This is a genomic window from Streptomyces flavalbus (assembly GCF_042674625.1).
In the GTDB taxonomy this organism is placed as follows: Bacteria; Actinomycetota; Actinomycetes; order Streptomycetales; family Streptomycetaceae; genus Streptomyces; species Streptomyces flavalbus.
The window spans coordinates 366,172-388,441 of record NZ_JBHTEB010000001.1; the positions used below are offsets into that span (position 1 = coordinate 366,172).

The 22,270-nt window shown below is 72.7% G+C and carries 18 protein-coding genes; 4 read left to right on the forward strand and 14 right to left on the reverse strand.

Annotated elements, in window-relative coordinates:
* Positions 1-52: 52 nt before the first annotated feature.
* Complete coding sequence (locus tag ACFQZ6_RS01605; RefSeq protein WP_381604524.1) at positions 53-1,498, reverse strand: glyceraldehyde-3-phosphate dehydrogenase; 1,446 nt, start codon at positions 1,496-1,498, stop codon at positions 53-55.
* A 90-nt stretch (positions 1,499-1,588) separates the two neighbouring features.
* Positions 1,589-3,250, reverse strand: a complete 1,662-nt coding sequence (locus ACFQZ6_RS01610) for a catalase (protein WP_381604525.1) — start codon at positions 3,248-3,250, stop codon at positions 1,589-1,591.
* A 147-nt stretch (positions 3,251-3,397) separates the two neighbouring features.
* Here ACFQZ6_RS01610 and ACFQZ6_RS01615 point away from each other — a divergent pair, with 147 nt between their 5' ends.
* Positions 3,398-3,862 (forward strand): SRPBCC family protein, encoded by a 465-nt coding sequence (locus ACFQZ6_RS01615; protein ID WP_381604526.1) that lies wholly within the window; start codon positions 3,398-3,400, stop codon positions 3,860-3,862.
* Positions 3,863-3,943: 81 nt separating this feature from the next.
* On the opposite strand, the gene ACFQZ6_RS01620 is transcribed toward ACFQZ6_RS01615, so the two are convergent.
* From ACFQZ6_RS01620 to ACFQZ6_RS01630, 3 genes are all read right to left on the reverse strand, one after another.
* Positions 3,944-4,585: a class I SAM-dependent methyltransferase gene (locus tag ACFQZ6_RS01620; RefSeq protein ID WP_381604527.1), complete on the reverse strand. Its 642-nt coding sequence runs from the start codon at positions 4,583-4,585 to the stop codon at positions 3,944-3,946.
* A 192-nt stretch (positions 4,586-4,777) separates the two neighbouring features.
* On the reverse strand, positions 4,778-7,789 hold the full coding sequence (locus ACFQZ6_RS01625; RefSeq protein WP_381604528.1) for a glycosyl hydrolase: 3,012 nt from the start codon (positions 7,787-7,789) through the stop codon (positions 4,778-4,780).
* Between the two features lie 94 nt (positions 7,790-7,883).
* Complete coding sequence (locus ACFQZ6_RS01630) at positions 7,884-8,609, reverse strand: TetR/AcrR family transcriptional regulator (protein WP_381604529.1); 726 nt, start codon at positions 8,607-8,609, stop codon at positions 7,884-7,886.
* A gap of 132 nt (positions 8,610-8,741) precedes the next feature.
* Between ACFQZ6_RS01630 and ACFQZ6_RS01635 the strand changes: the two genes are divergently transcribed.
* On the forward strand, positions 8,742-9,968 hold the full coding sequence (locus ACFQZ6_RS01635; RefSeq protein WP_381604530.1) for a saccharopine dehydrogenase family protein: 1,227 nt from the start codon (positions 8,742-8,744) through the stop codon (positions 9,966-9,968).
* 166 nt (positions 9,969-10,134) lie between these two features.
* On the forward strand, positions 10,135-11,523 hold the full coding sequence (locus ACFQZ6_RS01640) for an alpha-lytic protease prodomain-containing protein (RefSeq protein WP_381604531.1): 1,389 nt from the start codon (positions 10,135-10,137) through the stop codon (positions 11,521-11,523).
* 27 nt (positions 11,524-11,550) lie between these two features.
* Here ACFQZ6_RS01640 and ACFQZ6_RS01645 read toward each other — a convergent pair whose 3' ends face one another.
* The 7 genes from ACFQZ6_RS01645 to ACFQZ6_RS01675 all read right to left on the reverse strand — a co-directional run bounded on the left by ACFQZ6_RS01645 (position 11,551) and on the right by ACFQZ6_RS01675 (position 17,563).
* Complete coding sequence (locus tag ACFQZ6_RS01645; protein ID WP_381604532.1) at positions 11,551-12,627, reverse strand: serine hydrolase domain-containing protein; 1,077 nt, start codon at positions 12,625-12,627, stop codon at positions 11,551-11,553.
* Positions 12,624-13,544 (reverse strand): DUF6895 family protein, encoded by a 921-nt coding sequence (locus ACFQZ6_RS01650; protein WP_381604533.1) that lies wholly within the window; start codon positions 13,542-13,544, stop codon positions 12,624-12,626. The genes ACFQZ6_RS01645 and ACFQZ6_RS01650 overlap by 4 nt, the downstream gene beginning before the upstream one ends.
* Positions 13,541-14,539 carry a DUF6895 family protein gene (locus tag ACFQZ6_RS01655; protein ID WP_381604534.1) on the reverse strand — a complete coding sequence of 333 codons (999 nt, stop codon included), beginning with the start codon at positions 14,537-14,539 and terminating at the stop codon, positions 13,541-13,543. The genes ACFQZ6_RS01650 and ACFQZ6_RS01655 overlap by 4 nt, the downstream gene beginning before the upstream one ends.
* Complete coding sequence (locus ACFQZ6_RS01660) at positions 14,536-15,249, reverse strand: hypothetical protein (protein ID WP_381604535.1); 714 nt, start codon at positions 15,247-15,249, stop codon at positions 14,536-14,538. Before ACFQZ6_RS01660 ends, ACFQZ6_RS01655 begins: the two co-directional genes overlap by 4 nt.
* Before the next feature lie 21 nt (positions 15,250-15,270).
* The gene (locus tag ACFQZ6_RS01665) at positions 15,271-15,459 is read right to left on the reverse strand and encodes a hypothetical protein (protein ID WP_381604536.1); all 189 of its coding nucleotides are present in this window, start codon (positions 15,457-15,459) and stop codon (positions 15,271-15,273) included.
* A gap of 119 nt (positions 15,460-15,578) precedes the next feature.
* Entirely contained in the window at positions 15,579-17,093 is a 1,515-nt protein-coding gene (proP, locus tag ACFQZ6_RS01670) for a glycine betaine/L-proline transporter ProP (protein WP_381604537.1), read from the reverse strand.
* A 62-nt stretch (positions 17,094-17,155) separates the two neighbouring features.
* Positions 17,156-17,563: a four-helix bundle copper-binding protein gene (locus ACFQZ6_RS01675; protein ID WP_381604538.1), complete on the reverse strand. Its 408-nt coding sequence runs from the start codon at positions 17,561-17,563 to the stop codon at positions 17,156-17,158.
* Positions 17,564-17,711: 148 nt separating this feature from the next.
* Here ACFQZ6_RS01675 and ppk2 point away from each other — a divergent pair, with 148 nt between their 5' ends.
* Positions 17,712-18,515, forward strand: a complete 804-nt coding sequence (gene ppk2 / locus ACFQZ6_RS01680) for a polyphosphate kinase 2 (RefSeq protein WP_381604539.1) — start codon at positions 17,712-17,714, stop codon at positions 18,513-18,515.
* Positions 18,516-18,567: 52 nt separating this feature from the next.
* Here ppk2 and htpG read toward each other — a convergent pair whose 3' ends face one another.
* Both htpG and ACFQZ6_RS01690 read right to left on the reverse strand, forming a co-directional pair.
* Positions 18,568-20,463, reverse strand: a complete 1,896-nt coding sequence (htpG, locus tag ACFQZ6_RS01685; RefSeq protein WP_381604540.1) for a molecular chaperone HtpG — start codon at positions 20,461-20,463, stop codon at positions 18,568-18,570.
* Between the two features lie 53 nt (positions 20,464-20,516).
* Positions 20,517-22,193, reverse strand: coding sequence for a tetratricopeptide repeat protein (locus ACFQZ6_RS01690; RefSeq protein ID WP_381604541.1), 1,677 nt, complete (start codon positions 22,191-22,193; stop codon positions 20,517-20,519).
* Positions 22,194-22,270 lie beyond the last annotated feature (77 nt).

Genomic DNA, 22,270 nt, shown 5'->3' on the forward strand with positions numbered 1-22,270 from the left:
GCCCCCGCGGCGGGCGCGCAACCCGGCGGGATGCCGGGTCGCGCGGGCCGGGTCAGGCGAGCGGTGCCGGGTACGTCGGGTACTCGACGCCGGAGACGTGCTGGACGACGCGGATGACCTGGCAGGAGTAGCCGAACTCGTTGTCGTACCAGAGGTAGAGGATGGCGTTGTCGCCCTCGACCTTGGTGGCCCCGGCGTCGACGATCGAGGCGTGCCGGGAGCCGATGAAGTCGCTGGAGACCGCGTCGGGGGCGGTGATGAAGTCGATCTGGCGCTTCAGGGGGGAGGTCAGGGACACCTCGCGGAGGTGGTCGAGGACCTCCTCGCGGGTGGTCTCCCGGGCGAGCTGGAGGTTGAGGATCGCGATCGAGACGTCCGGGACGGGGACGCGGATCGAGCTGCCGGTGATCCTCGCCTTGAGGTCGGGCAGCGCCTTGGCGACGGCGGAGGCGGCGCCGGTCTCGGTGATGACCATGTTCAGCGGCGCGGAGCGGCCCCTGCGGTCGGCCTTGTGGTAGTTGTCCAGCAGGTTCTGGTCGTTGGTGAACGAGTGGACGGTCTCCACGTGGCCACGGACGACGCCGAACTCGTCGTCCATCGCCTTCAGCGGCGGCACGATCGCGTTGGTGGTGCAGGACGCGCAGGACAGCACGCGCTCGTCGGGCTTGAGGGTGTCGTGGTTGACGCCGTGCACGATGTTGGGGACGTCGCCCTTGCCGGGGGCGGTCAGGACGACCTTGTCGACGCCGGGGCGCAGGTGCTGGGAGAGGCCCTCGCGGTCGCGCCACTTGCCGGTGTTGTCGATGAGGATGGCGTTCTTGATGCCGTACGCCGTGTAGTCGACCTCGCTGGGGTCGTTGGCGTAGATCACCTTGATCTCGTTGCCGTTGGCGACGATCGTGCTGTTCGCCTCGTCGACGGTGATCGTGCCCTGGAACTGGCCGTGGATGGAGTCGCGGCGCAGCAGCGAGGCCCGCTTGACGATGTCCTGCTCGCCACCCCCGCGGACCACGATGGCGCGCAGCCGCAGCCCGTTGCCGGAGCCGGACTTCTCGATCAGCAGCCGGGCGACGAGGCGGCCGATGCGGCCGAAGCCGTAGAGGACGACGTCCCGGCCCTCACCGCGCTCGATCTTGTTGGCGCCGGTGGCCCCGGCGACCGCGTCGGCGGTGAACTCCTCGACCGTCAGGCCGCGGTCGTCGGCGCGGTAGGTGGTGGCGAGCATCCCGAGGTCGATCTGGGACGGGCCGAGGTCGAGCGTGGTGAGGGCCTTCAGGAACGGCATGGTGTCGGTGACCGTGAGTTCCGCACCGGCGATCTGCCGGGCGAACCGGTGGGTCTTGAGGATGCTGACCACTGACTTGTTCACCAGGGAGCGGCTGTGCAGCAGGACCGTGACGTCCCGCTCCCGGTGCAGCTTCCCGATGATCGGGATCATCGACTCCGCGATCTCCTCGCGGTTCTTCCAGTTGGTGAACGAGTCCTCGTTGACAGTCACGTGTTTCTCTTTCGAGCTAGGTGGCGCTCATATGCTAACCCTCCGGTTCTTTGATCTTGCACGGGGCTCGGATCGGGGACTTTCGCCTGGTCAGCGGGTGACGACGTGCCGCTCGTCGGGGACGCAGTGGGTCATGGTCAGCCCGGTCACGTCGCGCGGCGGGTTCTTGCCGAGGTGGGCGAGGCGCTCGCGGTCCTCGTCGGTGAGGTCCTGGCCCGGCAGCGGCTCAAGACCGGTGACGTCCTCGGGGCCGATGCCGAGCCCTTCGCCGACCCGCAGCCCGAGGTCGTTCTCGACCAGCAGGAAGTGCCACACCATGCGTTCCCGCACCGGCCGGTCGCACTGCGCGAGCAGGGTGACGAAGTTGTGCACCAGGTCGTCGCGCTCCCACTGCTCCATCAGCAGGTAGCGCTGACCGGCCTGCTGGTAGTCGTTGGCGCGTGGGATGCGCTTGCGGGTGAGACGGCCGCGGATCTCCGGGCCCTGCTCGTCGTGGGTCGGGTAGGGCGCCTCGCGCAGCCCGCCGATGACCGACGGCTCGTAGTTGACGACCGGGTCCGCCGCTCCGGCGCTGTCGACGTGGTACGTCATCTGCCCGTCGCGCTGGTTGGTGCGCACCGCGGCGTGCTTGGGCATGTTGACCGGGAGCTGGAGGTAGTTGGGGCCGACCCGGTAGCGCTGGGTGTCGCTGTAGGAGAAGGTGCGGCCCACCAGCATCTTGTCGTCGGAGAAGTCCAGTCCGTCGACGAGGACGCCGGTGCCGAAGGAGATCTGCTCGTTCTCCGCGAAGTAGTTCTCCGGCATCCGGTCCAGCACCATCCGGCCCACCGGCCGGGGCGGGAAGTCCTGCTCGGGCCAGGTCTTGGTGTCGTCCAGCGGGTCGAAGTCCAGCTCCGGGTGGTCGTGGTCGTCCATCATCTGGACGAGCAGCTCCCACTCGGGGTGGTCACCGCGGGCGACCGCCTCGTACAGGTCCTTGGTGGCGTGGCCGAGGCCGTCCGCCTGCACGTTGGCGGCGTCCTCCGCGGTCATGGAGCGCACGCCCGCCTTGGGCATCCAGTGGTACTTGACCAGCTTGGTCTCCCCGGCCGCGTTCACCCACTTGTAGGTGTTGACGCCGAAGCCCTGCATATGGCGGTAGTCGGCGGGGATGCCGCGCGGGCTGAACAGGTTGACCAGCATGTGCATGGACTCCGGCGTCTGCGACATGAAGTCGAAGATGCGGCGCGGCTGCTGCTCGAAGGTGACCGGGTCGGGCTTGAGGGCGTGGATGACGTCGGGGAACTTGATGGCGTCCCGGATGAAGAAGACGCCCAGGTTGTTGCCGACGAGGTCCCAGTTGCCGTCCTCGGTGTAGAACTTCACCGCGAACCCGCGCGGGTCACGGGCGGCCTCGGAGGAGTCCCGGCCGCCGATGACCGTGGAGAAGCGCACGGCGACGTCGGTGCGCTTGCCGCGCTCCTGGAACAGCTTGGCGCGGGTGTACCGGTCGATGGGCTCCTCGCCCCAGGCGCCGTACGCCTCGAAGTAGCCGTACGCCGTCACGCCCCGCGCGTGCACCACCCGCTCGGGGATGCGCTCCCGGTCGAAGTGGCTGATCTTCTCCAGGAACTGGTAGTTCTCCAGGGTCGCCGGGCCCCGGGCGCCGACGGTCCGCTGGTTCTGGTTGTCGTGGACGGGGTGGCCCTGGCGGTTGGTGAGGACCTCGCGGTCGTCGCCCTGCGGGGGACCCTGACTGGAAACGTCCGTCATCGTGGGGGGCTCCTGGTTCGTGAGGGGTGAGTCCATCGTGACCCGGGCGGCCACGGTCCGCGATCACACCGCGTCCCGCGGGGTGAGCCGCGCGGTCTGCCGGGTACCCGCCGTCCTGTGCCGAGGTCCATCAGTGAGGAGGCTGTGATGAGCACGGTGAAGGAAACGGTCGAGGTCGGCGTCCCGGTCCGTACCGCCTACGACCAGTGGACCCAGTTCGAGGAGTTCCCGAACTTCATGGAGGGCGTCGAGGAGGTCAGGCAGCTCGACGACCGCCACAACCACTGGACCACGAAGATCGGCGGGGTACGGCGGGAGTTCGACACCGAGATCGTCGACCAGTTGCCCGACGAGCGGATCACCTGGCGGACCACCTCCGGTGACACCCGGCAGAAGGGCATGGTCCGCTTCGAGCGCGTGGACGACACGCACACGCGCGTGGAGCTGGTGATGGAAGTGGAGCCCAGTGGCGCCGTCGACAAGGTCGGGGCCATGACGGGCACCATCGACCGGCGGATCAAGGGCGACATGCGGCGCTTCAAGGAGTACGTCGAGGAGCGCGGCGGCGAGTCCGGCGCCTGGCGCGGCCGGATCAAGCCGGGCCCCGCCTGAGACCGGCCCGCCCGCTCGTCCGTCCGCTCACAGCGCGGCGCCCCGCACCTGGTGCGGGGCGCCGCGCATGTGTCTACGGGGTCACACCTCCGTACGGCGCAGGCGCCACACGTGGTCGTCGCGGTGGCCCTCGACGCCGTCCGGGGAGGTGCTCGGCCTGCGGACCGTCTCCCGGGTGTCGACGGTCCACCCGGCCTCCGGCAGGGCCAGTTCCGCGAGGAGGCCGTCCAGGGTGGGGAACTCCGCCGGGAACGGCGGCTCGGTCTGCCAGGAGGGCCAGGCGGCGTGCATCACGACCAGCAGGGTGCCGCCCTCGGCGACGGCGGCGGCGGCGCGCCGCAGGATCGCCCGCTGGTCAAGCGGCACCGGCGACTGGAGGTAGTTGGCGCTGACCAGGTCGAAACGGCCCTCCGGGAAGGACTCCCCCAGGGTGTGCCGCTCCCAGCTCACCCGCTCGGCGACGCCCGCCTCCACGGCGTGCCCGGCGGCCCGCTCCAGTGCCGTGGCGGAGATGTCCACGCCGGTGACCCGCCAGCCCCGCGACGCCAGCCAGACGGCGTCGCCGCCCTCGCCGCAGCCCAGGTCGAGGGCCGTACCGGGCGTGAGTGCGGACGCCTCCCGCACCAGCAGTTCGTTGGGCCGTCCGCTCCAGACCCGCCCGGAGTCACGGTAACGGGCCTCCCAGAACGCGGCGGCGGGCTCGGTGAGATGGGCGTCGGACATGGCAGCTCCTCGTGACGCGGGGTGCGCGGGTGGTCTCGGGCACAGCGTCCCTCCGGGCACGTGGAAATGGCGAATCATCTTGCGGATTCGGCAAACCGACGCGGTCCGAACCCGGCCAGCAGGAGGTGGCGTAATCCAAGGGCCAAGGGGTGGGCGGCACGCACACCGCCCACCCCTTGGCGTACCGTCAGCTCAGCTCACCACCGCCTGCCGGTACGGCACCAGGCGCACCGGCCCCACCAGGCCGTGGTCCTGCCGCGCCACGGTGCCGAAGACGGCGGGCTGGGCGACCCGGAGCCGGTTGACGAGCGGCACCGCGACCTCCACCTCGATGACGTTGGCGCCGCCGCGCAGGCTGGCGCCGAGGTCGACGACGGGGCGGATGCGGTCCACGGGCGCCAGCCGGGTGCCGTTGACGGTCACCCGGCAGGTGTCGCTGACCCGCCCGAGTTCCAGCAGGGCGCCGTGCGAGGCGTCCCAGTCGGCGGGCAGGTGGACGGTGGTGCGGTAGCGGCCCACGCCCGCGCTGTCGGCCAGCTCGGGGACGCGGGACCAGGGCAGCAGGGCGTCGAGCGTCAGGGTGCGCAGGACGCGCTCGGTGCGGGTGGCGCTCGCGCCGGGCAGCCAGTCCTCGGCCTCCAGCTCCCAGCGGTCCGGGGTGACCGGCTGCGGCACCGGGCCGACGGTCGTGGTGACCGTGTCCCCGTCGGAGAGCCGGGTCGTGTAGGTGCCGCCGGTGGTGGCGCGCAGGGTCAGGCCGCGCGAGGTGAACAGCACCTGTTCGGCGTCGGTGGCCACGGCGTGCGGCCGGGCGCCGTGCCGGTCCCCGAACAGCCCCGGCCGACCGAGCGCGACGATCGTCGCCTGGCCCGGCTGGAGGGCGACGCGCACGGTGAACTCGTCGCCGTCGCGGGTGTACCGGGCGATCCGGACGGCGTCCCCGGTCCACGGGTCGAGCAGGTACGGCACCGCGGCGCCGCGCCCGGTGCGGCGCAGGGTGACGTCGTGGTCGATGGCGGCGACGGGCGGCTTGACGGTCTCGGCGTGCTTGCCGTTGACGAGGTAGTAGAAGTCGGCCTCGGGGGTGGCGCGGTGGGCGTTGAGCAGGGTGGACGCGGTGGCGTGCCGCACGTCCGGGGTGACGCCGAGGCGGGCGAGGGCGTCGCCCACGGCGGTCTTGTCGGTGACGCGCTCGACGTGCGGCAGGGCCAGCAGCCGGTCGAGCACGGCGCGCAGCCGCTCCGTGTCCCCGCTGCCGGGCACGCCGGGCGTCAGCGCCTGGCCGAAGGCGCCGAGCAGCACGACCGGCAGCCCCGCCTCCGCGAGCGCGAGGATCTTGCGGGCGTCGGCGAGGGCGAGCGTGGGCGTGGAGCCGTAGAAGAAGTCACCCTCGACGAACAGGGCCTTGTAGGCGGGCCCGTCGGGTGCCAGGCGGCGGTCGGAGACGGTCGCGGCGGGCAGGTCGAGCAGCGGGCCGCTGAGGAACTGGTGGGTCCAGCCGAGCGGGACGCCGGTCGAGGTGAACCAGGAGGCGCCGATGCCGGTCGCGGAGTAGCCGGTCTGCCGGAAGACGGCGACGTCGGCGCGGACGGTGCCGGTCTGGAGCACCTGGTGCACCCGGCCGAGGTAGTCCGCGATGTCCGGCACGTGGCCCCAGGTGGGCTGGCGCGGGCCCCAGGACTCGCCGTAGCCGGGGGCGCCGTTGTAGGGGCTGAAGGCGGCGAAGCCGGGCCAGGCGACGCCCGGGGCGGTGGCGTAGGAGAAGCCGTGCAGGACGGTCTGGTTGACCCCGGCCGCGTAGGCGCCGCCCATGGTGCGCAGGAAGCGGTCCCAGGTGGTGCCGTACGCCGACCCGTTGTACGCGCCCGCCTCGCAGGACAGCACGGTGTGGCCCGCCATGTCCCGGCCACCGGCGAGGCAGCGGTAGTCGTCGAGGTTCTTGAAGCCGAGGGACTCGCCCTCGGGGACGTCGAGCAGGGCGGCGGAGGCGATGGCGTCGGTCTGGAGGCCGTAGGGCTGGGAGCGCAGCGCCATACCGAGGGAGTGCGCCCAGTCGCGCAGGGCGCGGATGTGGTGGCGGTTGAACAGGTCGGAGACGGTGTCCCAGAAGTCCTTGCGGATCTGCCGGGTGAGCTGGGCCTCGTAGGCGAAGACCTGGTTGCTGTTGTCCAGGACGAGGACGGGCAGGTACGGCAGCAGGGGGCGGCCGGTGCGCTTCTCGAACGCCTCGGGGAGCGCGGCGGTCCAGTTCAGGCCGTCGGTCTCCAGTTCGACGGAGTCCTCGAAGAAGGCGCCGCCCGCGGCGCGCAGCAGTTGGCGCAGGGCGGGGGTGAGCAGTTCCCGCTCCCAGTAGCGGGTGACGGCCTCGGTACCGGCGGGGCTGAGGTGGTCGACGACGTAGGCGGCGGGCGAGGAGTGCGGGCCGGACTCGGGCTGCTGGGCGGAACCGCGCCGCCAGTAGGCGAGGAGGACCCAGTCGCCGTCGGCGGGTGCCGTCCAGGTCAGGGTGGCGTCGGTGACGGTGGCGGTGAGGTCGCGCACGCTGGCGGCGTCGAGCCCGGTCTCCTTGCGGGTGGAGTGCGCGGTGTCGACGCGGGCGGCCTGCACGGCGAGGAGGCGCTGCCGGGTGACGCCGGGGGCGGGGGCGTGCGCGGGCGGCGGGACGGGGCCGTCGTAGGTGGCGCCCGGGGCCACGGACACCCGGCCGTACATCAGCTCCTGGGCGGCCTCCTCGTCGTCGGGTACGACGCCGGGGACCGCGACCGGCCAGCTCGGGCCGAGGGTGAGGTCGACGGTGACGCCACGGCGGGCGGCGCGGCGCAGGGCGGCCTCGACGCCGTCGCGCCAGGGGCGGCTGCCCCAGCCGTGGCCCTGGGAGTCGAGGACGGACTTGTCGCGGATGCTGTGGTGGACCGCGGCGATCTCCATGCCGCCGAAACCGGCGTCGGCGATCTGGTCGATCTCGCGGGCGATCTCGTCGGGGTCGACCAGCCCGTCCGGCCACCACCAGCGGAACCTGGGGCGCACGGACCGCGGCGGGTCGGCGAACCAGTCGGCGGCCGGTCCCTGGCCGGTGGTGGCGGTGGGGGCCGCGAGGGCGCCGGGCGCCGCGGAGAGGAGGACCGAGGCGGCTCCGACGGACAGTCCGGCGGCGAGGACCGTACGGCGGGTCGTCCCGCGACGCTGCGAGAGGTGTTCATGCATGGGTGTGCCCCAGGTGACGTGTCGTGGCGCGGGTGATTGAATCGTTTCAATCGCCATCAAGCGACGGAACGTTAAGCCTGGGCCTCGGACAGGGTCAAGATCCCTGCACGTGCCGCTTTCCGGCGCGGGACAGCTCCGCCGCCGTGTGATCGAGGAGCATCTCCAGCGCCGCCGGGTAGGCGCTGAGCGGCATCCGACGGGTCAACAGGGGTGCCGTGGCGGCGATGTTGGGGTGGGTCTCGGCGGGCAGCCGGGCGTACGTGGAGGCCCACATCTCCTCGTCCCGGGCGCGGGCCTCCCCCGCCAGGGTGAGCGCCCCGGCGTCGAGCGCGGCGAAGGCCAGGCTCTGGTCGATGAACACGTGGTAGACGCCGACCGCGACCGGGTCGGGCAGCCCGGCGCCGCGCAGGATGCCGAGGATGGTCTCGTCCACCGCGATCTCCCGGGGCCGCCCGCTGACCCGGCTGGCGGTGAGGACGGCCGCCTGCGGGTGGGCGAGGTAGGCGGCGTGGATCGCGAGACCCAGGGCGCGCAGGTCGGCGCGCCACTCCCCGGTGGCCGTCCAGTCGGCGAGCGCACGGCCCATCAGCTCGTCCCCGATGGCCCGGGTCAGGTCGTCCATACCGGCGAAGTAGCGGTAGAGCGTGCTCGGGTCGGCGCCGAGCGCGGCGCCGAGGCGACGGGCCGTCAGTCCGGCGCCGCCGTGCTCGCGCAGGACGCGCAGGGCGGTCCGCACGATCAGTTCCTCGGAGAGCACGGTGCCGCCGCGGGTCGGCCGCCGCCGCCGTCGCGCGCCCTCCCCCACCACCTGCTTCGCCATCCCGGTCGCCTCCTCGCCGTCCGCCGTCCTGGCCCTGTGCCCTTATGCCAACAGGGTTGACCTTACCTTCCGGCGTCTTGTTGCATCGGCCTGGTCCGGAGGCGCCCGCCTCCGGCGGAAAGGTGCTGTGACATGCGAGTCCTGCTCGTTGGCGCGGGCGGTGTCGGCACGGCCGTCACCCGGATCGCCGCCCGCCGCGACTTCCTCACCCACATGGTCATCGCCGACTACGACCTCGGCCGCGCCGAGGCCGCGCTCGCGGCGCTCGGGGAGCGGGGTGACCGGTTCAGCGCACGGCGCCTTGACGCCTCGGACGAGGAGGCGGTGCGCCGGGCGCTGGCCGACGAGCGGTGCGACGTGCTGCTCAACGCCACCGACCCGAGGTTCGTGATGCCGCTGTTCCGGGCGGCGCTGGCGGCCGGGGCGCACTACCTGGACATGGCGATGTCGCTGTCCGTGCCGCACGCCTCGCGCCCGTACGAGGAGTGCGGGGTGAAGCTCGGTGACGAGCAGTTCGCGCTGGCCGGGCGCTGGGAGGAGGCGGACCGGCTGGCGCTGGTGGGCATGGGCGTGGAGCCGGGCCTGTCGGACGTGTTCGCGCGGTACGCGGCCGACGAACTCTTCGACGACATCGAGGAGATCGGCGTCCGCGACGGCGCGAACCTCACGGTGGAGGGCTACGAGTTCGCCCCGTCGTTCAGCATCTGGACCACGCTGGAGGAGTGCCTCAACCCGCCGGTGGTCTACGAGAAGGACCGCGGCTGGTTCACCACGGACCTGTTCAGCGAGCCGGAGGTGTTCGACTTCCCCGCGGGCATCGGCCCGGTGGAGTGCGTGAACGTCGAGCACGAGGAGGTGCTGTTGGTGCCCCGCTGGGTGGACGCCCGCCGGGTCACCTTCAAGTACGGGCTCGGCGCCGACTTCATCGCCCGGCTGAAGACCCTCCACGAACTGGGCCTGGCCGCCACCGCCCCGGTGACCGTGCCCGGCGGGGACGGGCGGCCGGTGCGGGTCTCCCCGCGTGACGTGGTCGCCGCCTGCCTGCCGGACCCCGCCACGCTCGGGGAGCGGATGACCGGCAAGACCTGCGCCGGTACCTGGGTGAGGGGCAGCAAGGACGGGGCGCCGCGCGAGGTGTACCTGTACCACGTGGTCGACAACCAGTGGTCGATGCGTGAATACGGTTCACAGGCCGTCGTCTGGCAGACGGCGGTCAACCCGGTCATCGCCCTGGAACTGCTGGCCACCGGCGTCTGGTCCGGCCGGGGCGTCCTCGGCCCGGAGGCCCTCCCGCCGCGCCCGTTCCTCGACCTGCTCGGCGCGTACGGGTCGCCGTGGGGGCTGCGCGAGGAGCGCTGAGACCAGGGGAGCGGCGCCGGTGGCGCGCGCCGGTCGGGGTGTCCCGTACTCCACATGACACCCCGGCGGTCCCCCATCGCGCGAATGACGGCCGCCGTGGGCTTCCCGGACGGGCTTTGCGGCTAGGGCTTCGCCGCACCCCACCCCGTACAAGGAGGTCCCACGCATGGTCGGCAGACACGCACCGGGCGGGCACCGCGCCGCCCTGGCCGCAGTCGGCACCCTCGGTGCCCTCGTCATCGCAGCGTCCGGCCCGGCCACGGCGGCGGCCGGACCGCCGCCCGCGCCCGGCGCTCCGCCCGGCGCCGCCCGGACACTGGGCGCCGACCGGCCCTCGGCGCCCCTGCTGCGCGCCCTGCAGCGCGACCTCGGCCTGACCCCGGCCCAGGCGGCCCGGCGGCTGGTCAACGAGGCGGAGGCGGGCACCCGGGCGGGCCTGCTGCGCAACGCCCTCGGTGAGCGGTTCGCCGGGGCCTGGCTGCGCGGCACGACCTCCGCCGAGCTGCACGTGGCGACCACCGACACCGCCGACGTCGCCGCGATCGAGGCGCAGGGCGCCACCGCCACGGTGGTGGAGAGGCCGCTCAGCGAACTGCGCGCGGTACGGGAGAAGCTGGACGCCGTCGCCGACGACGCCGCGACGGACCGCACCCCGGTCTGGTACGTCGACGTACCGGGCAACCGGGTCGTGGTGCAGGCGGCCGACCGGGCGGCGGCGAACGCGTTCGTGAAGGCCGCGGGCGTCCAGGGCAGCGGGGTCGCCGTACGGGTCTCGGCGCAGCGGCCCCGGCTGATGGCGGACCTCGTCGGCGGCGACGCCTACTACATCGACGACACCGCCCGCTGCTCCATCGGCTTCTCCGTCACCAAGGGCGAGCAGCAGGGCTTCGTCAGCGCGGGCCACTGCGGCAAGGCGGGCGCGAAGACCACCGGGTACGACAAGGCCGCGCAGGGGACCTTCCAGGCGTCCACGTTCCCGGGCAAGGACATGTCGTGGGTGGGCGTGAACGCCGAGTGGACCGCCACGGCCGACGTCAAGGGCGAGGACGGCAAGAAGGTGCAGGTCGGCGGGTCGGTGGAGGCGCTGGTGGGGGCGTCGGTGTGCCGCTCGGGCTCGACCACGGGGTGGCGGTGCGGCACGATCGAGCAGCACGACGCCAGCGTCAGCTACGCGGAGGGCACGGTGAACGGCCTGACGCAGACCACGGTGTGCGCCGAGCGCGGCGACTCCGGCGGCCCGTACGTGTCCGGGGCGCAGGCGCAGGGCGTCACCTCGGGCGGGCTCGGTGACTGCACGACCGGCGGGACGACGTTCTTCCAGCCGGTCAACCCGATCCTCAGCGACTTCGGGCTGATGCTGAAGACGGCGTCCGGGACCGCCCAGGTGCCCGCGGCGCAGGACAACAGCGCGGCGGGCGCGTGGGCCGCGGGGCGGGTGTACGAGGCGGGGGCCACGGTCGTCCACGCGGGCGTGCGCTACCAGTGCCTCCAGCCGCACCAGGCGCAGGGCGGCTGGTCGCCGGAGGGCACCCCGGCGCTGTGGCAGCGGGTGTAGCGACCGGGCTCGTCGGCGGCGTGCGCGCTACTGCTCGTACAGCAGCGCGTACGCCGCGGCGATGAAGGGGTCGCGGGCGCGGAAGCGCCGGGTGCACACGGCGGCCAGGGCGGTGCCGGTGTCGGGGCGGAAGCCGAGGAACGCCTGTTGTCCGAGCGTGGCGCCGCTGTGGAAGTACATCGGGCCGCCGTCCGTGGGGTGCCGGAACCAGGCCACCGTGTGCACGTGCCGGTGCCCGAGCCCGCGGCGCAGCACGGGCACGCGCACCGCGGCCAGCGCGTCCGTCAGCGGGGTGGCGCCGGGGTCTAGGTGGGCTTCGAGAAAGGTCAGCAGGTCGTCGGGGGTGGCCCGGACGGCTCCGGCCGCCTGGAAGCCGCCCGCGTCGAACGGCGGTACGGGGGTGTGGCCGTCCTTGCCGTGTCCCACGGCGTCGGTCCCGGGGTGCCCCGCGCGCAGGGTGGTGCCGGTCAGGCCGAGCGGGCCGAGCAGGTGCCGGGCGACCAGGTCTTCCCAGGGGGTTCCGGTGGCGCTGGCGACGGCGTGGCCGAGGACGGCGACGCCGAAGTTGGAGTAGTGCCAGCGGGTGCCGGGGCGGCGCCGTGGGCGGCGCCGCAGGAAGGCGTCGACGACGCGGGCGGCGGGGTAGCGCCCGTAGGGGTTGGTGCGCCAGGCGGGCAGGGCCCGCAGGGGGAAGTCGCGGGGCAGGGCGGGCAGTCCGGCGGTGTGGGTGACCAGGTGGGCCAGCGTGACCGGGTGCGGTCCTGGCCGCCGGTCGCCGTCCAGGCAGACGGCGGCGCTCTCGCCGCCGGTCAGCTCGCCGCGCTGGATGAGCTGGGCCAGCAGCAGGCCGGTGAACGCCTTGGTGGCCGACCCGATCTCGTAGCGCGCGACGGTGCGGTCCGTGGCGGGCGGTGGGGCGGTGCCGCCGGTGTGGACGAGACGGTGCCCGTACCGGGACAGCGCGAAGACGGCGTCCGGGGCGTCGGAGGCGTCGACGGCCGCCGCCAGCCGACGGCGCAGGTCGGCGGGGTCGGGCTCGTGCGCGCGCGAGGGGGCGGCGTCGGCGTCGCGCGCGCCCGGCCAGGGCCGTCGTTCGACCGTCATGACGCCGCGGGCACCAGCGCGCTGAGGACGCGTGAGGTGGCCAGGACCGAGGCGAAGGCGGCGACCAGGGTCGGGTGGTACACGATGTCGAAGACCTCGTCGGGGTCGCCGTCCGGCATGTCGCGGACGGCGGGCATGGCGCCGTCCGGCTGCTGCGCGGCGGCGAAGCCGGTCCAGGCGTGTTCGTCGAGGGCGGGGCGCGGCAGGCAGGCGTCGACGGCGAGGAGTTCGCCGAGCAGGTCCCAGCGCCGCAGGTCCAGCCAGTCGTCGGTCCACACCGGCAGCCACAGCGCGAGGTAGTCGGCGATGCGCGGGGGCAGGCCGTCGGGGCGCTCGCCCCAGTCGGTGAGGTGGAAGACGGTGTGGGTGACGTCGTAGGCGGTGTGGCCCTCGACGGTCCACGGTTCCGGGGTGGCGGCCAGCCAGGTGGTGTCGGTGAGGGGGGCCTCGGGCGGGTGCGGGGTGAGGCCGAAGCGGCGCTGGAAGGCGGAGAGGCCGAGGCGGCGGGTCGGGGTCACCGGGAACCTGGCCCAACTGTCCAGACGGTGGTTGAGGACGGTGGCGCGCTCCACCTCGGGCTGGCTGTAGCCCAGCTCCCTGAACGGCAGGTACACCTCGAACGGGATGGTCGAGAACGGCTCGGTGCGCTGTCCGCGCACCAGCATCCGGCCGCCGTCGAGGGTCTCGCGCCAGGTGTGGTCGAGGAGTTGGCGGGCGAGTTGCGCCTGCCGGGACCCGGCGACGCCCTCGCGGAAGAGGACCGTGCAGATGAGGGCGAGTTCACCGATGGGCTTGAAGCGCTCCAGGAAGCCCACTTTGGGGTCGACGTCGGGCTGGAGGCGGAAGCCGTCGCGGTGCGCCCACAGCCACTCCATGGCCCTGGCGCCGACGTGGTGGATCAGACGGGGGTCGGTCATCCCAGCGCTCCTTGTCCGCCGTACCCGCCGGGCACGGCCGTCAGGGAGGGCGCCGCGTGGTGCGGTGCGCCGTCGTGGACCGGGCGGGCGAGGGTCAGCACCGCCGCGAACAGGGCCATCAGCGTGGAGTGGTAGCAGTCGGCGAACTCCTCGCCGGTGGCACCGGGCCAGGCACCGTCCGGGCCGCCCTCCTCCGGGAGCGCGCCGGAGGGGCGCCGGGCCGCCGCCAGCCGCTCCCAGGCGTCCGCGAGCAGGTGCGGCGCGGGTGGCCGGGGCAGGCTCGCGGCGACGGCCAGCAGTTCGCAGCCGAGGTCCCACATGCGGGCGTCCAGGTAGGTGTCGAGCCAGGGCGGCAGCCAGTGCCGCAGGTAGTCCGCGAGGCGGGCGGGCACGCCGTCGGGGGTGCGGCCCCAGTCGGTGAGGTGGAAGACGACGTGGGTGAGGGCGTACCCGGAGGCGCGTTCGAAGGTCCACGGTTCCGGCAGCCCGCCCAGCCAGGTGCGGTCCAGCGCCCGTGGGGTGCGCTCGTGCGGGCGGATGCCGCTGCGCCGTTCGGCGTTCAGGACGCCGAGGCGCCGGGTCGGGTACTGCTCGGTGAGCCGCCAGCCCCGGGTGCGCGCCACCACGGCGGCGGCCCGCTCGTAGCCGGGGTGCCGGTAGCCGGCGGAGGCGAAGGCGGCGTACACCTCAAGCGGGTAGGTGGCGAAGGGTTCCAGGGTCTGCATACGGCGGAACAGCTCGCCCTCGCCGGTCTGCCGCCAGGCGTGGTCGAGCAGGTCGGCGGCGCGGAGGTGCAGGGGGTCCGGTGGTGCGGTGCGGGCGGTGACGGTGGCGCAGACCTGGGCCAGCTCGCCCAGCGGCTTCCAGCTCCGGTTGACCTGGCCGTCGACGGCGAGCGCGTCGTCGTCGAGGGCGAACCGGTCGCGGTGCGCGTCGACCCAGGCCAGCGCGGTCCGGGCCAGCTCCCGTGCCCTCCCCGCGGACCCGGCCGTCACCGCAGCACCCCCGCGGGGACGTGCAGCAGCCGTGCCGCCTCCAGTTGCAGGGCGACGCGCGGGTCGTCACCGCCCATCAGCCGTACGAAGTCCAGCCCGGCGGCGAGGCCGAGGGTGTCCGGCACGCCGTCCAGGAGGGTGAGCCAGCGCCCGGCACCTGCGGCCTGCCGCCAGTCGCGGCGGCGTACGGCGCGGACGAAGCCGCGGGCGACGTCGACCGGTCGGCGGCGGGCGGCGCGGGCGACGGCGCAGTCCTCGCCGGGCAGGGCGAGCGGCGCGAGCACGGCGAGCTGGTGGGTGAGGTGCTGCCAGGTCGCGTCGGCGAGCCAGGACGCGTCCGGTTCCCGGTCCACGGCGCCGTCGGTGCCGTCCGGGGAGCGGCCGAGGCGGCGCAGGGTGCGGGTCATCGCCCAGTGGCTCCACACGACGGTGGGGGCGGCGTCGGCGCCCGGCGGATGGGCGGCCACGGCCTGTTCGAAGAGGGTGAGCCGGGCGGGGTCGGGCGGCAGCGGCAGCAGCACGCTGGGGAGCAGGGTGTCGGCTCCCAGCACGCGGACCGCAGCGCGGGCCAGGGCCTCGCTGGCGCCGCCGGGGGGTGGCGGGGTGCTGCCCGCTCGTGCGTGGTCTCCGCTCCGGAGAGCGGAGACCACGTCGGTCGCGAGGTCCAGCACCGTGCCCTGGAGGAGGGCCGAAGTACTCGACTCTGCCATCTGATCTCTCCCGTCGGTCCGTCAGCCCTTCTTCGGGCGCGGGGTCGGCGGGGAGAGCAGCAGGGAGTTCGACCCGGACTGCAGGGCGAGCGCGGCGCACTCGCGGCTGTCGCGGAACACCCCGTCGGCCTCGGCCGGGTCCAGTGCCGCCTCCAGCTCGGTGGTGTCGATGCCGGTGGTCTCTTCGGTGATGTGCTCGGTGTAAGTCATACGCTCCATCTCCCTTGTGTGGTCCGGTTCGTCACTTCGCAAGTGCCCCATAACGGACGCAACATGCAATCAGTCACATAATTCTCTTGGTTCACTCCTTCAACAATTGAATCCCTGGTTCAGAACCTCGGCACCGGAGCCCGGCTCTCCACCAGCTCGGCCGCCTCCTCGGGGGTGGAGACGGACGGCGGGGACCCGGCCAGGGGCCGCTGGGCGGTCTCCTCCATGCACGCGACCGCGACCACCCCGACGAGGGCCGCCGCCATGGCGTAGTAGGCGGGCATCATGTCGCTGCCGGTGACCGAGATCAGCGCCGTGATCACCAGCGGGGTGGTGCCGCCGAACAGGGAGGCGGAGAGGTTGTAGCCGATGGACAGGCCGCCGTAGCGGACCTGGGTGGGGAACAGCGCCGGGAGCGCCGCGGACATGGTGCCCAACATGCACACCAGGGACAGCCCGAGCATCAGCATCCCCGCGCTGACCGCCACCAGGCTGCCCTGCTGGACCAGCAGGAACGCCGGGGCCGACAGGAGCAGGAAGCCGAGCATCCCGGTCATCAGGACCGGCTTGCGGCCGTGGCGGTCGGAGATCCGGCCCACCTGGTTGATGACCAGCATCAGCACCACCATGGTGCCGATCAGGAGCAGCAGCCCGTGCGCCTCGGAGTAGCCCATCTCGTCGGACAGGTAGGTCGGCATGTACGACAGGAACATGTAGTCGGTGACGTTGTAGGCGCCGACCAGGCAGACGCACAGCACCAGGGTCGGCCACTGCTCGCGGAAGATCTTCGCGAGGTCCCCGCGCGCGGTGGTCTCCACGGCGGAGGCGGCCTCGCTGGCCTGGTGCGCGGACTCGTCCTCCAGCTTCTGGAAGGCGGGCGTCTCGTCCAGCCTCAGCCGCAGGTACAGCCCGACGGCCCCGATCGGCCCGGCGACCAGGAACGGCACCCGCCAGCCCCAGGACTCCATGCCGTCGCCGCCCAGCAGGGAGGTCAGCAGCGTCACCAGGCCCGCCGCGCCGACGTACCCGGCGAGGGTGCCCAGTTCGAGGAAGCTGCCGAAGAACCCGCGGCGCCGGTCGGGGGCGTACTCGGCGATGAAGGTGGACGCGCCGCCGTACTCCCCGCCGGTGGAGAACCCCTGCACCAGCCGGAAGACGATGAGCAGCACCGGCGCCCAGAAGCCGATCGCGGCGTACGACGGGATGAGGCCGATCGCGAAGGTGGCGAGGGCCATCATGATCATGGTGGTGGCGAGCACCTTCTTGCGGCCGATCCGGTCGCCCAGCGGGCCGAAGACCATCCCGCCGAGCGGACGCACCAGGAACGACACGGCGAAGGTCGCGAACGACGAGATCAGTTGCACCGTGTCGTTCCCGGACGGGAAGAAGACATGGCCGATGGTGACGGCGAGGTAGCTGTAGATGCCGAAGTCGAACCACTCCATGGCGTTGCCGAGGGAGGCCGCCTTCACCGCGCGGTGCACGGCCGCCTCGTCGGTGACCGTGATGTCGGTGCGGCGCAGGGGTGGGTTCCTGCGCCGCCGGGCGGCCCGGAACAGGGTCCGGTGGCGTTTGACCGCGTCGGGGTGGACGGGGATGCGGGGTTCGGCGGGGTCAAGCTCCTCGGTCGCCACAGCGGCGCGTTCCTCTCTCCTCCTCGGCCGGTGTCCTGGTCTGCCCTCAGGCCGATCCTGCCTCAGCCGAGCGCGGCGAGCAGGTCGTCGCACGCCTGCTCACACCGGCGGCACGCCTCGGCGCACAGGCGGCAGTGCTCGTGCTGGTCGGCGTGGGTGGCGCACTCGTCCGCGCACGCCTTGCAGGCGGTGGCGCAGGCCCGTAGGACCGCGCGGGTGACGTTGGCGTCGTAGCCGGTGTGCCGGGACAGCACCGAGGCGGTGGTGTCGCAGATGTCGGCGCAGTCCATGTCGGTGCGGATGCACTTGGTCAGGTCGCCGACCATGCCCTCCGACAGACAGGCGTCCGCGCACGCCGTGCACGCCTGGGCGCAGGCGAGGCACTCCTCGATGCAGCGGGTGAGCTTCTCGCGGTCGACACCGCCGAGATCGGCCGGGTAGGTCGCGAGCATGTCCTTGACCGTGGTCATCACGGGCCTCCTTGCGTTCGCCTTCGGATGCCCTTGCGACTAGCCAGCGCGCCGGACCACAAACCCGGGGCAGGGCGTGCGCGCGGGGGCGCTGGAAAGTAGCGTGACGTTCAGTTGTTCGACATCGGCAGGGGTGAGGGCGGGCGGCATGGCCGAGGAGCAGGCGGCGCGGGTACCGCGCAGGACGTACGAGAAGGAACTGCTGCGCCTTCAGACGGAGCTGGTGAAGCTCCAGGAGTGGGTGCGGGCGGAGGGCGCCCGGCTGGTGGTCGTCTTCGAGGGGCGGGACGCGGCGGGCAAGGGCGGCACGATCAAGCGGGTCACGGAGCACCTGAACCCGCGCGTGGCGCGGATCGCGGCGCTGCCGAAGCCGACCGAGCGCGAGCGCACGCAGTGGTACTTCCAGCGGTACGTCGGGCAGTTGCCCGCCGCCGGGGAGATCGTGCTGTTCGACCGGAGCTGGTACAACCGGGCCGGGGTCGAGCACGTGATGGGCTTCTGCACGCCGGAGGAGTACAAGCTGTTCCTGCGGCAGTGCCCGATCTTCGAGCGGATGCTGGTGGAGGACGGCATCCTGCTGCGCAAGTACTGGTTCTCGGTGAGCGACGCCGCGCAGCAGGAGCGGTTCCGGCGCCGCTTGGAGGACCCGCTGCGGCGCTGGAAGCTCTCCCCGATGGACCTGGAGTCGCTCACCCGCTGGGAGGACTACTCCCGCGCCAAGGACGAGATGCTGGTGCACACCGACATCGCCGAGGCGCCGTGGTACGTCGTCGAGAGCGACGACAAGCGCCGTGCGCGGCTGAACATGATCGCCCACCTGCTGGACTCGGTGCCGTACCAGGACGTGGCGCCGCCGGTCCTAGAACTGCCGGAGCGCCCGCCGTCGAAGGGCTACCAGCGCACCCCGCGCGACCTCCAGACCTACGTGCCCGACCACGCCGCCACGCTCTGAGCCGCGCACGGGCGAGGGGCACCCGGACCCGGCCCGGGTGCCCCTGCCGCCGCTACAGGGCGCGCTCCAGCCGGTCCGCCATCAGCTTCACGAAGCGGGCGGGGTCCTTGGGCTGACCGCCCTCGGCGAGCACCGCGAGGCCGTGCAGGAGTTCCGCGGTCTCCGCGAGCCCTGCGTGGTCCTCCCGCCCGGTGTACGCCTCCTTCAGCCCCCGCACCAGCGGGTGCCCGGGGTTCAGCTCCAGGATGCGCTTGGTCGCCGGCACCTCCTGGCCCATCGCGCGGTACATGTTCTCCAGCGCCGGGGTGATGTCGTCCGCGTCGGAGACGACACAGGCCGGGGAGACCGTCAGCCGCGACGACAGGCGCACCTCCTTGACGTCGTCGGCCAGCCGCTCGCTCAGCCAGCCGAGGACGGCGGCGTACTCCTCGTCGAGCTTCTCCCGCTCGGCGTCGGAGGTGTCGCCCGCGCCGTCCCCGAGGTCGATCTCGCCCTTGGCGACCGAGCGCAGCGGCTTGCCGTCGAACGTGCCGACCGCGTCGACCCACACCTCGTCGACGGGGTCGGTGAGCAGCAGCACCTCGACGCCCTTGGCGCGGAACGCCTCCATGTGCGGGGAGTTCTCGATGGCCTGCCGGGACTCGCCGGTCATGAAGTAGATGTCCGACTGCCCCTCCCCCATCCGCTCCACGTAGTCCTTCAGCGTGGTCGGCGCGTCCTCGTCGTGGGTGGTGGCGAAGGTGGCGGCGGCGAGGATGGCGTCGCGGTTGTCGGGGTCGGTGACCAGGCCCTCCTTCACCACGGCGCCGAACTCCTTCCAGAAGGTGGCGTAGCGCTCCGGGTCGGCGGTCCGCAGGTCCTTCACGGAGGCGAGGACCTTCTTCGCCAGCCGCCGGTTCATCCGCTGGATCTGCCGGTCCTGCTGGAGGATCTCCCGGGACACGTTCAGGGAGAGGTCGGCGGCGTCGACGACGCCCTTGACGAAGCGCAGGTACGACGGGAGCAGCGCCTCGCAGTCGTCCATGATGAACACCCGCTTCACGTACAGTTGCACGCCCCGCTTGTGGTCGCGGGTGAACAGGTCGTGCGGGGCGTGCGCGGGCAGGAACAGCAGCGCCTGGTACTCGAAGGTGCCCTCGGCCTGGAGGCGGATGGTCTCCAGCGGGTCGCGCCAGTCGTGGCTGATGTGCTTGTAGAGCTCGTGGTACTCGTCGTCGGACACCTCCTCGCGCGGGCGCGCCCACAGCGCCTTCATCGAGTTCAGCGCCGCCGCCTCGCCGTCCCCGTCGCCGTCGGCGGGGGCGAGCCGGACGGGCCAGGTGATGAAGTCGGAGTACCGCTTGACGATCTCCCGGAGCTTCCACTCGGCGGTGTAGTCGTGCAGTTGGTCGTCGGGGTCGGCGGGCTTGAGGTGGAGGGTGACGGCGGTGCCCTGCGGGGCGTCCTCGTCGAGCCGTTCCAGCGTGTACGTGCCCTCGCCGCGGGAGGTCCAGCGGGTGCCGCCGCCCTCCCCGGCGCGCCGGGTGACCAGGGTGACCTCGTCGGCCACCATGAAGCTGGAGTAGAAGCCGACGCCGAACTGCCCGATCAGGCCCTCCGCACCGGCGCCGTCCTTCGCCTCGCGCAGCTCCGCCAGCAGCTTCGCGGTGCCCGAGTTGGCGATGGTGCCGATGAGTTCGGAGACTTCGTCGTACGACATCCCGATGCCGTTGTCCCGCACGGTCAGGGTGCGCGCTTCGGGGTCGGTCTCGATCAGGATGTGCAGATCGGAGACGTCGGCGTCGAGGGAGTCGTCCCGCAGGGCGGCGATGCGCAGCTTGTCCAGCGCGTCGGAGGCGTTGGAGACGAGTTCGCGCAGGAACACGTCCCGGTTCGAGTAGATCGAGTGGATCATCAACTGGAGGAGCTGACGGGCCTCGACTTGGAACTCAAACGTCTGGGTCGACATGGTTCGCGAGTACCTCACTGGTCACAGTGTCGCGGGAGTTGGGCCACCCCATGTTAGGAGGTGGCGCCGGGTGCGGTGGCGCCGCGGCAGAAGCAGGACGCCTGGACGGGCACGTCCGCGAGGGCGGCGGCGATCTTCAGTTGCTGGGCGATGATCCGCGCCTCGGCCGCGCGTCCCTGGCGGTGCAGGCACTCGTGGAAGCCGTGCAGGGACCAGACGTTGCCGGGGTGCTGGAGGGCGCGCGGCAGGCTGTCGTCGAGGCCGAGGTCGGCGCGGTAGACGGCCTCCGCCTCGGCGACGCGGCCCTGTTCGAGCAGGAGGGCGCCGTAGGCGTGCCGGGTGGGCTGCATCCAGCCCCAGGGTTCGTCGTAGGGGAGGCTGTCGTCCAGTTCGACGGAGCGCGCGAGGGCGGCGAAGGCGGTGTCGTACTCGCCCTTGCGGTAGGCGAGTTCGCCGTCGAGCATGGCGGCGGCGACGGCGAGGATGTCGACGCTGCGGTTGTTGAACAGGGTGCGGGACTCGGGGACCTGGGCGACGGCCTCGCGGAACAGGGCGCGTTCGGCCTCGGCCTCGTCGGTCCTGCCGGTGGCGGAGAGGGCGACGCCGCGGCCGTAGCGGAGCATGGCGGTGGTGACGCGGTACAGCTCCGGGTCGGTGGGCAGCGGCAGGTCGAGGATCTCCGCCCAGCGGCCGAAGCGGACCAGCACGTGGACGCGCATGGCGACGAAGCTCTCCAGCCAGTCCGCCATCGGCGGGCTCTGCACCCGCAGCAGCTCCTCCGGGATGGCCGCCTCCAGCGCGTCGGCGGCCTCCAGGGCGGTGCGGGACTGGCCGAGGAACATCGCGCCGTAGATCTTGAAGTGGTGGTTGTGGACCCGGTACAGGGTGTAGAAGTTCATCGCCCCGGCCCGCTCGCGGTACTTCTCGTCGGCGGCGATGGCGTCGCTGTTGCCCGCGACCACCCGCCGGTAGTCACCGCAGAGGACGTCGAGGTGGGAGGGCATGTGCCGCAGGTGGCCAGCGTCGGGGACGAGGTCGCGCAGCCGGTCGGCGACGGTGAGGGCCCGCTCGGGGGCGGACGACATCTCCATGAGGTGGACGTACAGGTGCAGGACGCCGGGGTGGCGGGCCCCGGCGTCGGTGGCGAGGGCGCGGTCCAGGACCGCCTGGGCCTCGACCGTGCGGGAGCCGGGGGCGGGTTCGCCGGTGGTGATGTCCCACAGCTGCCAGGGCGTGAGGTTCATCAGCGCGTCGGCGTAGAGGGCGGCCACGTCCGGGTCGTCGGGGGCGAGGTCGTAGGCGGTGCGCAGGGCGTCGGCGTAGGGCTCGTTCCACACCGAGCAGTCGGCGACGGGGTCGGGGCGCGGGTAGCGGGCGCGCAGGGCGGAGATCAGGGCGCGTTCGACGGGGGTGGCGTGCGCGGCGGCCAGGCGGTGGGCGTGTTCGACGGCGGCGTGGGTGCGGTCGACGGCGCGGGTCAGCTCCCGCTCGTCGAACGCCTCCCAGGGCTTGTTGTAGTTGGGGCCGAGGGCGTAGGCGATGCCCCACTGGGCCATCGCGCAGTCGGGGTCGGCGGCGGCCGCGGCCTCGAAGCAGGAGACGGCCTCCTCGTGGTGGAAGGCGTACGTCCACACCAGTCCGCGGTCGAACCAGCGCTGGGCCTCGGCGGACGTGGTCGTCACCGGGCGGGTGTGGGTACCCAGGTCGTAGTAGTCCGTGTCCCTGTCCACGCGGCCTCCCGGTCGGACGGCGGGTCTGTCCTTGCGCTGGGTGACCCTAACAAGCGGGACCCGCACGGTACGTGATC

Coding starts and splice junctions, on each gene's coding strand:
- ACFQZ6_RS01610 (WP_381604525.1), bottom strand. CDS start 3,250: ATGACGGACGTTTCCAGTCAGGGTCCCCCGCAGGGCGACGACCGCGAG.
- ACFQZ6_RS01615 (WP_381604526.1), top strand. CDS start 3,398: ATGAGCACGGTGAAGGAAACGGTCGAGGTCGGCGTCCCGGTCCGTACC.
- ACFQZ6_RS01620 (WP_381604527.1), bottom strand. CDS start 4,585: ATGTCCGACGCCCATCTCACCGAGCCCGCCGCCGCGTTCTGGGAGGCC.
- ACFQZ6_RS01625 (WP_381604528.1), bottom strand. CDS start 7,789: ATGCATGAACACCTCTCGCAGCGTCGCGGGACGACCCGCCGTACGGTC.
- ACFQZ6_RS01630 (WP_381604529.1), bottom strand. CDS start 8,609: ATGGCGAAGCAGGTGGTGGGGGAGGGCGCGCGACGGCGGCGGCGGCCG.
- ACFQZ6_RS01635 (WP_381604530.1), top strand. CDS start 8,742: ATGCGAGTCCTGCTCGTTGGCGCGGGCGGTGTCGGCACGGCCGTCACC.
- ACFQZ6_RS01640 (WP_381604531.1), top strand. CDS start 10,135: ATGGTCGGCAGACACGCACCGGGCGGGCACCGCGCCGCCCTGGCCGCA.
- ACFQZ6_RS01645 (WP_381604532.1), bottom strand. CDS start 12,627: ATGACGGTCGAACGACGGCCCTGGCCGGGCGCGCGCGACGCCGACGCC.
- ACFQZ6_RS01650 (WP_381604533.1), bottom strand. CDS start 13,544: ATGACCGACCCCCGTCTGATCCACCACGTCGGCGCCAGGGCCATGGAG.
- ACFQZ6_RS01660 (WP_381604535.1), bottom strand. CDS start 15,249: ATGGCAGAGTCGAGTACTTCGGCCCTCCTCCAGGGCACGGTGCTGGAC.
- ACFQZ6_RS01665 (WP_381604536.1), bottom strand. CDS start 15,459: ATGACTTACACCGAGCACATCACCGAAGAGACCACCGGCATCGACACC.
- ACFQZ6_RS01675 (WP_381604538.1), bottom strand. CDS start 17,563: ATGACCACGGTCAAGGACATGCTCGCGACCTACCCGGCCGATCTCGGC.
- ppk2 (WP_381604539.1), top strand. CDS start 17,712: ATGGCCGAGGAGCAGGCGGCGCGGGTACCGCGCAGGACGTACGAGAAG.
- htpG (WP_381604540.1), bottom strand. CDS start 20,463: ATGTCGACCCAGACGTTTGAGTTCCAAGTCGAGGCCCGTCAGCTCCTC.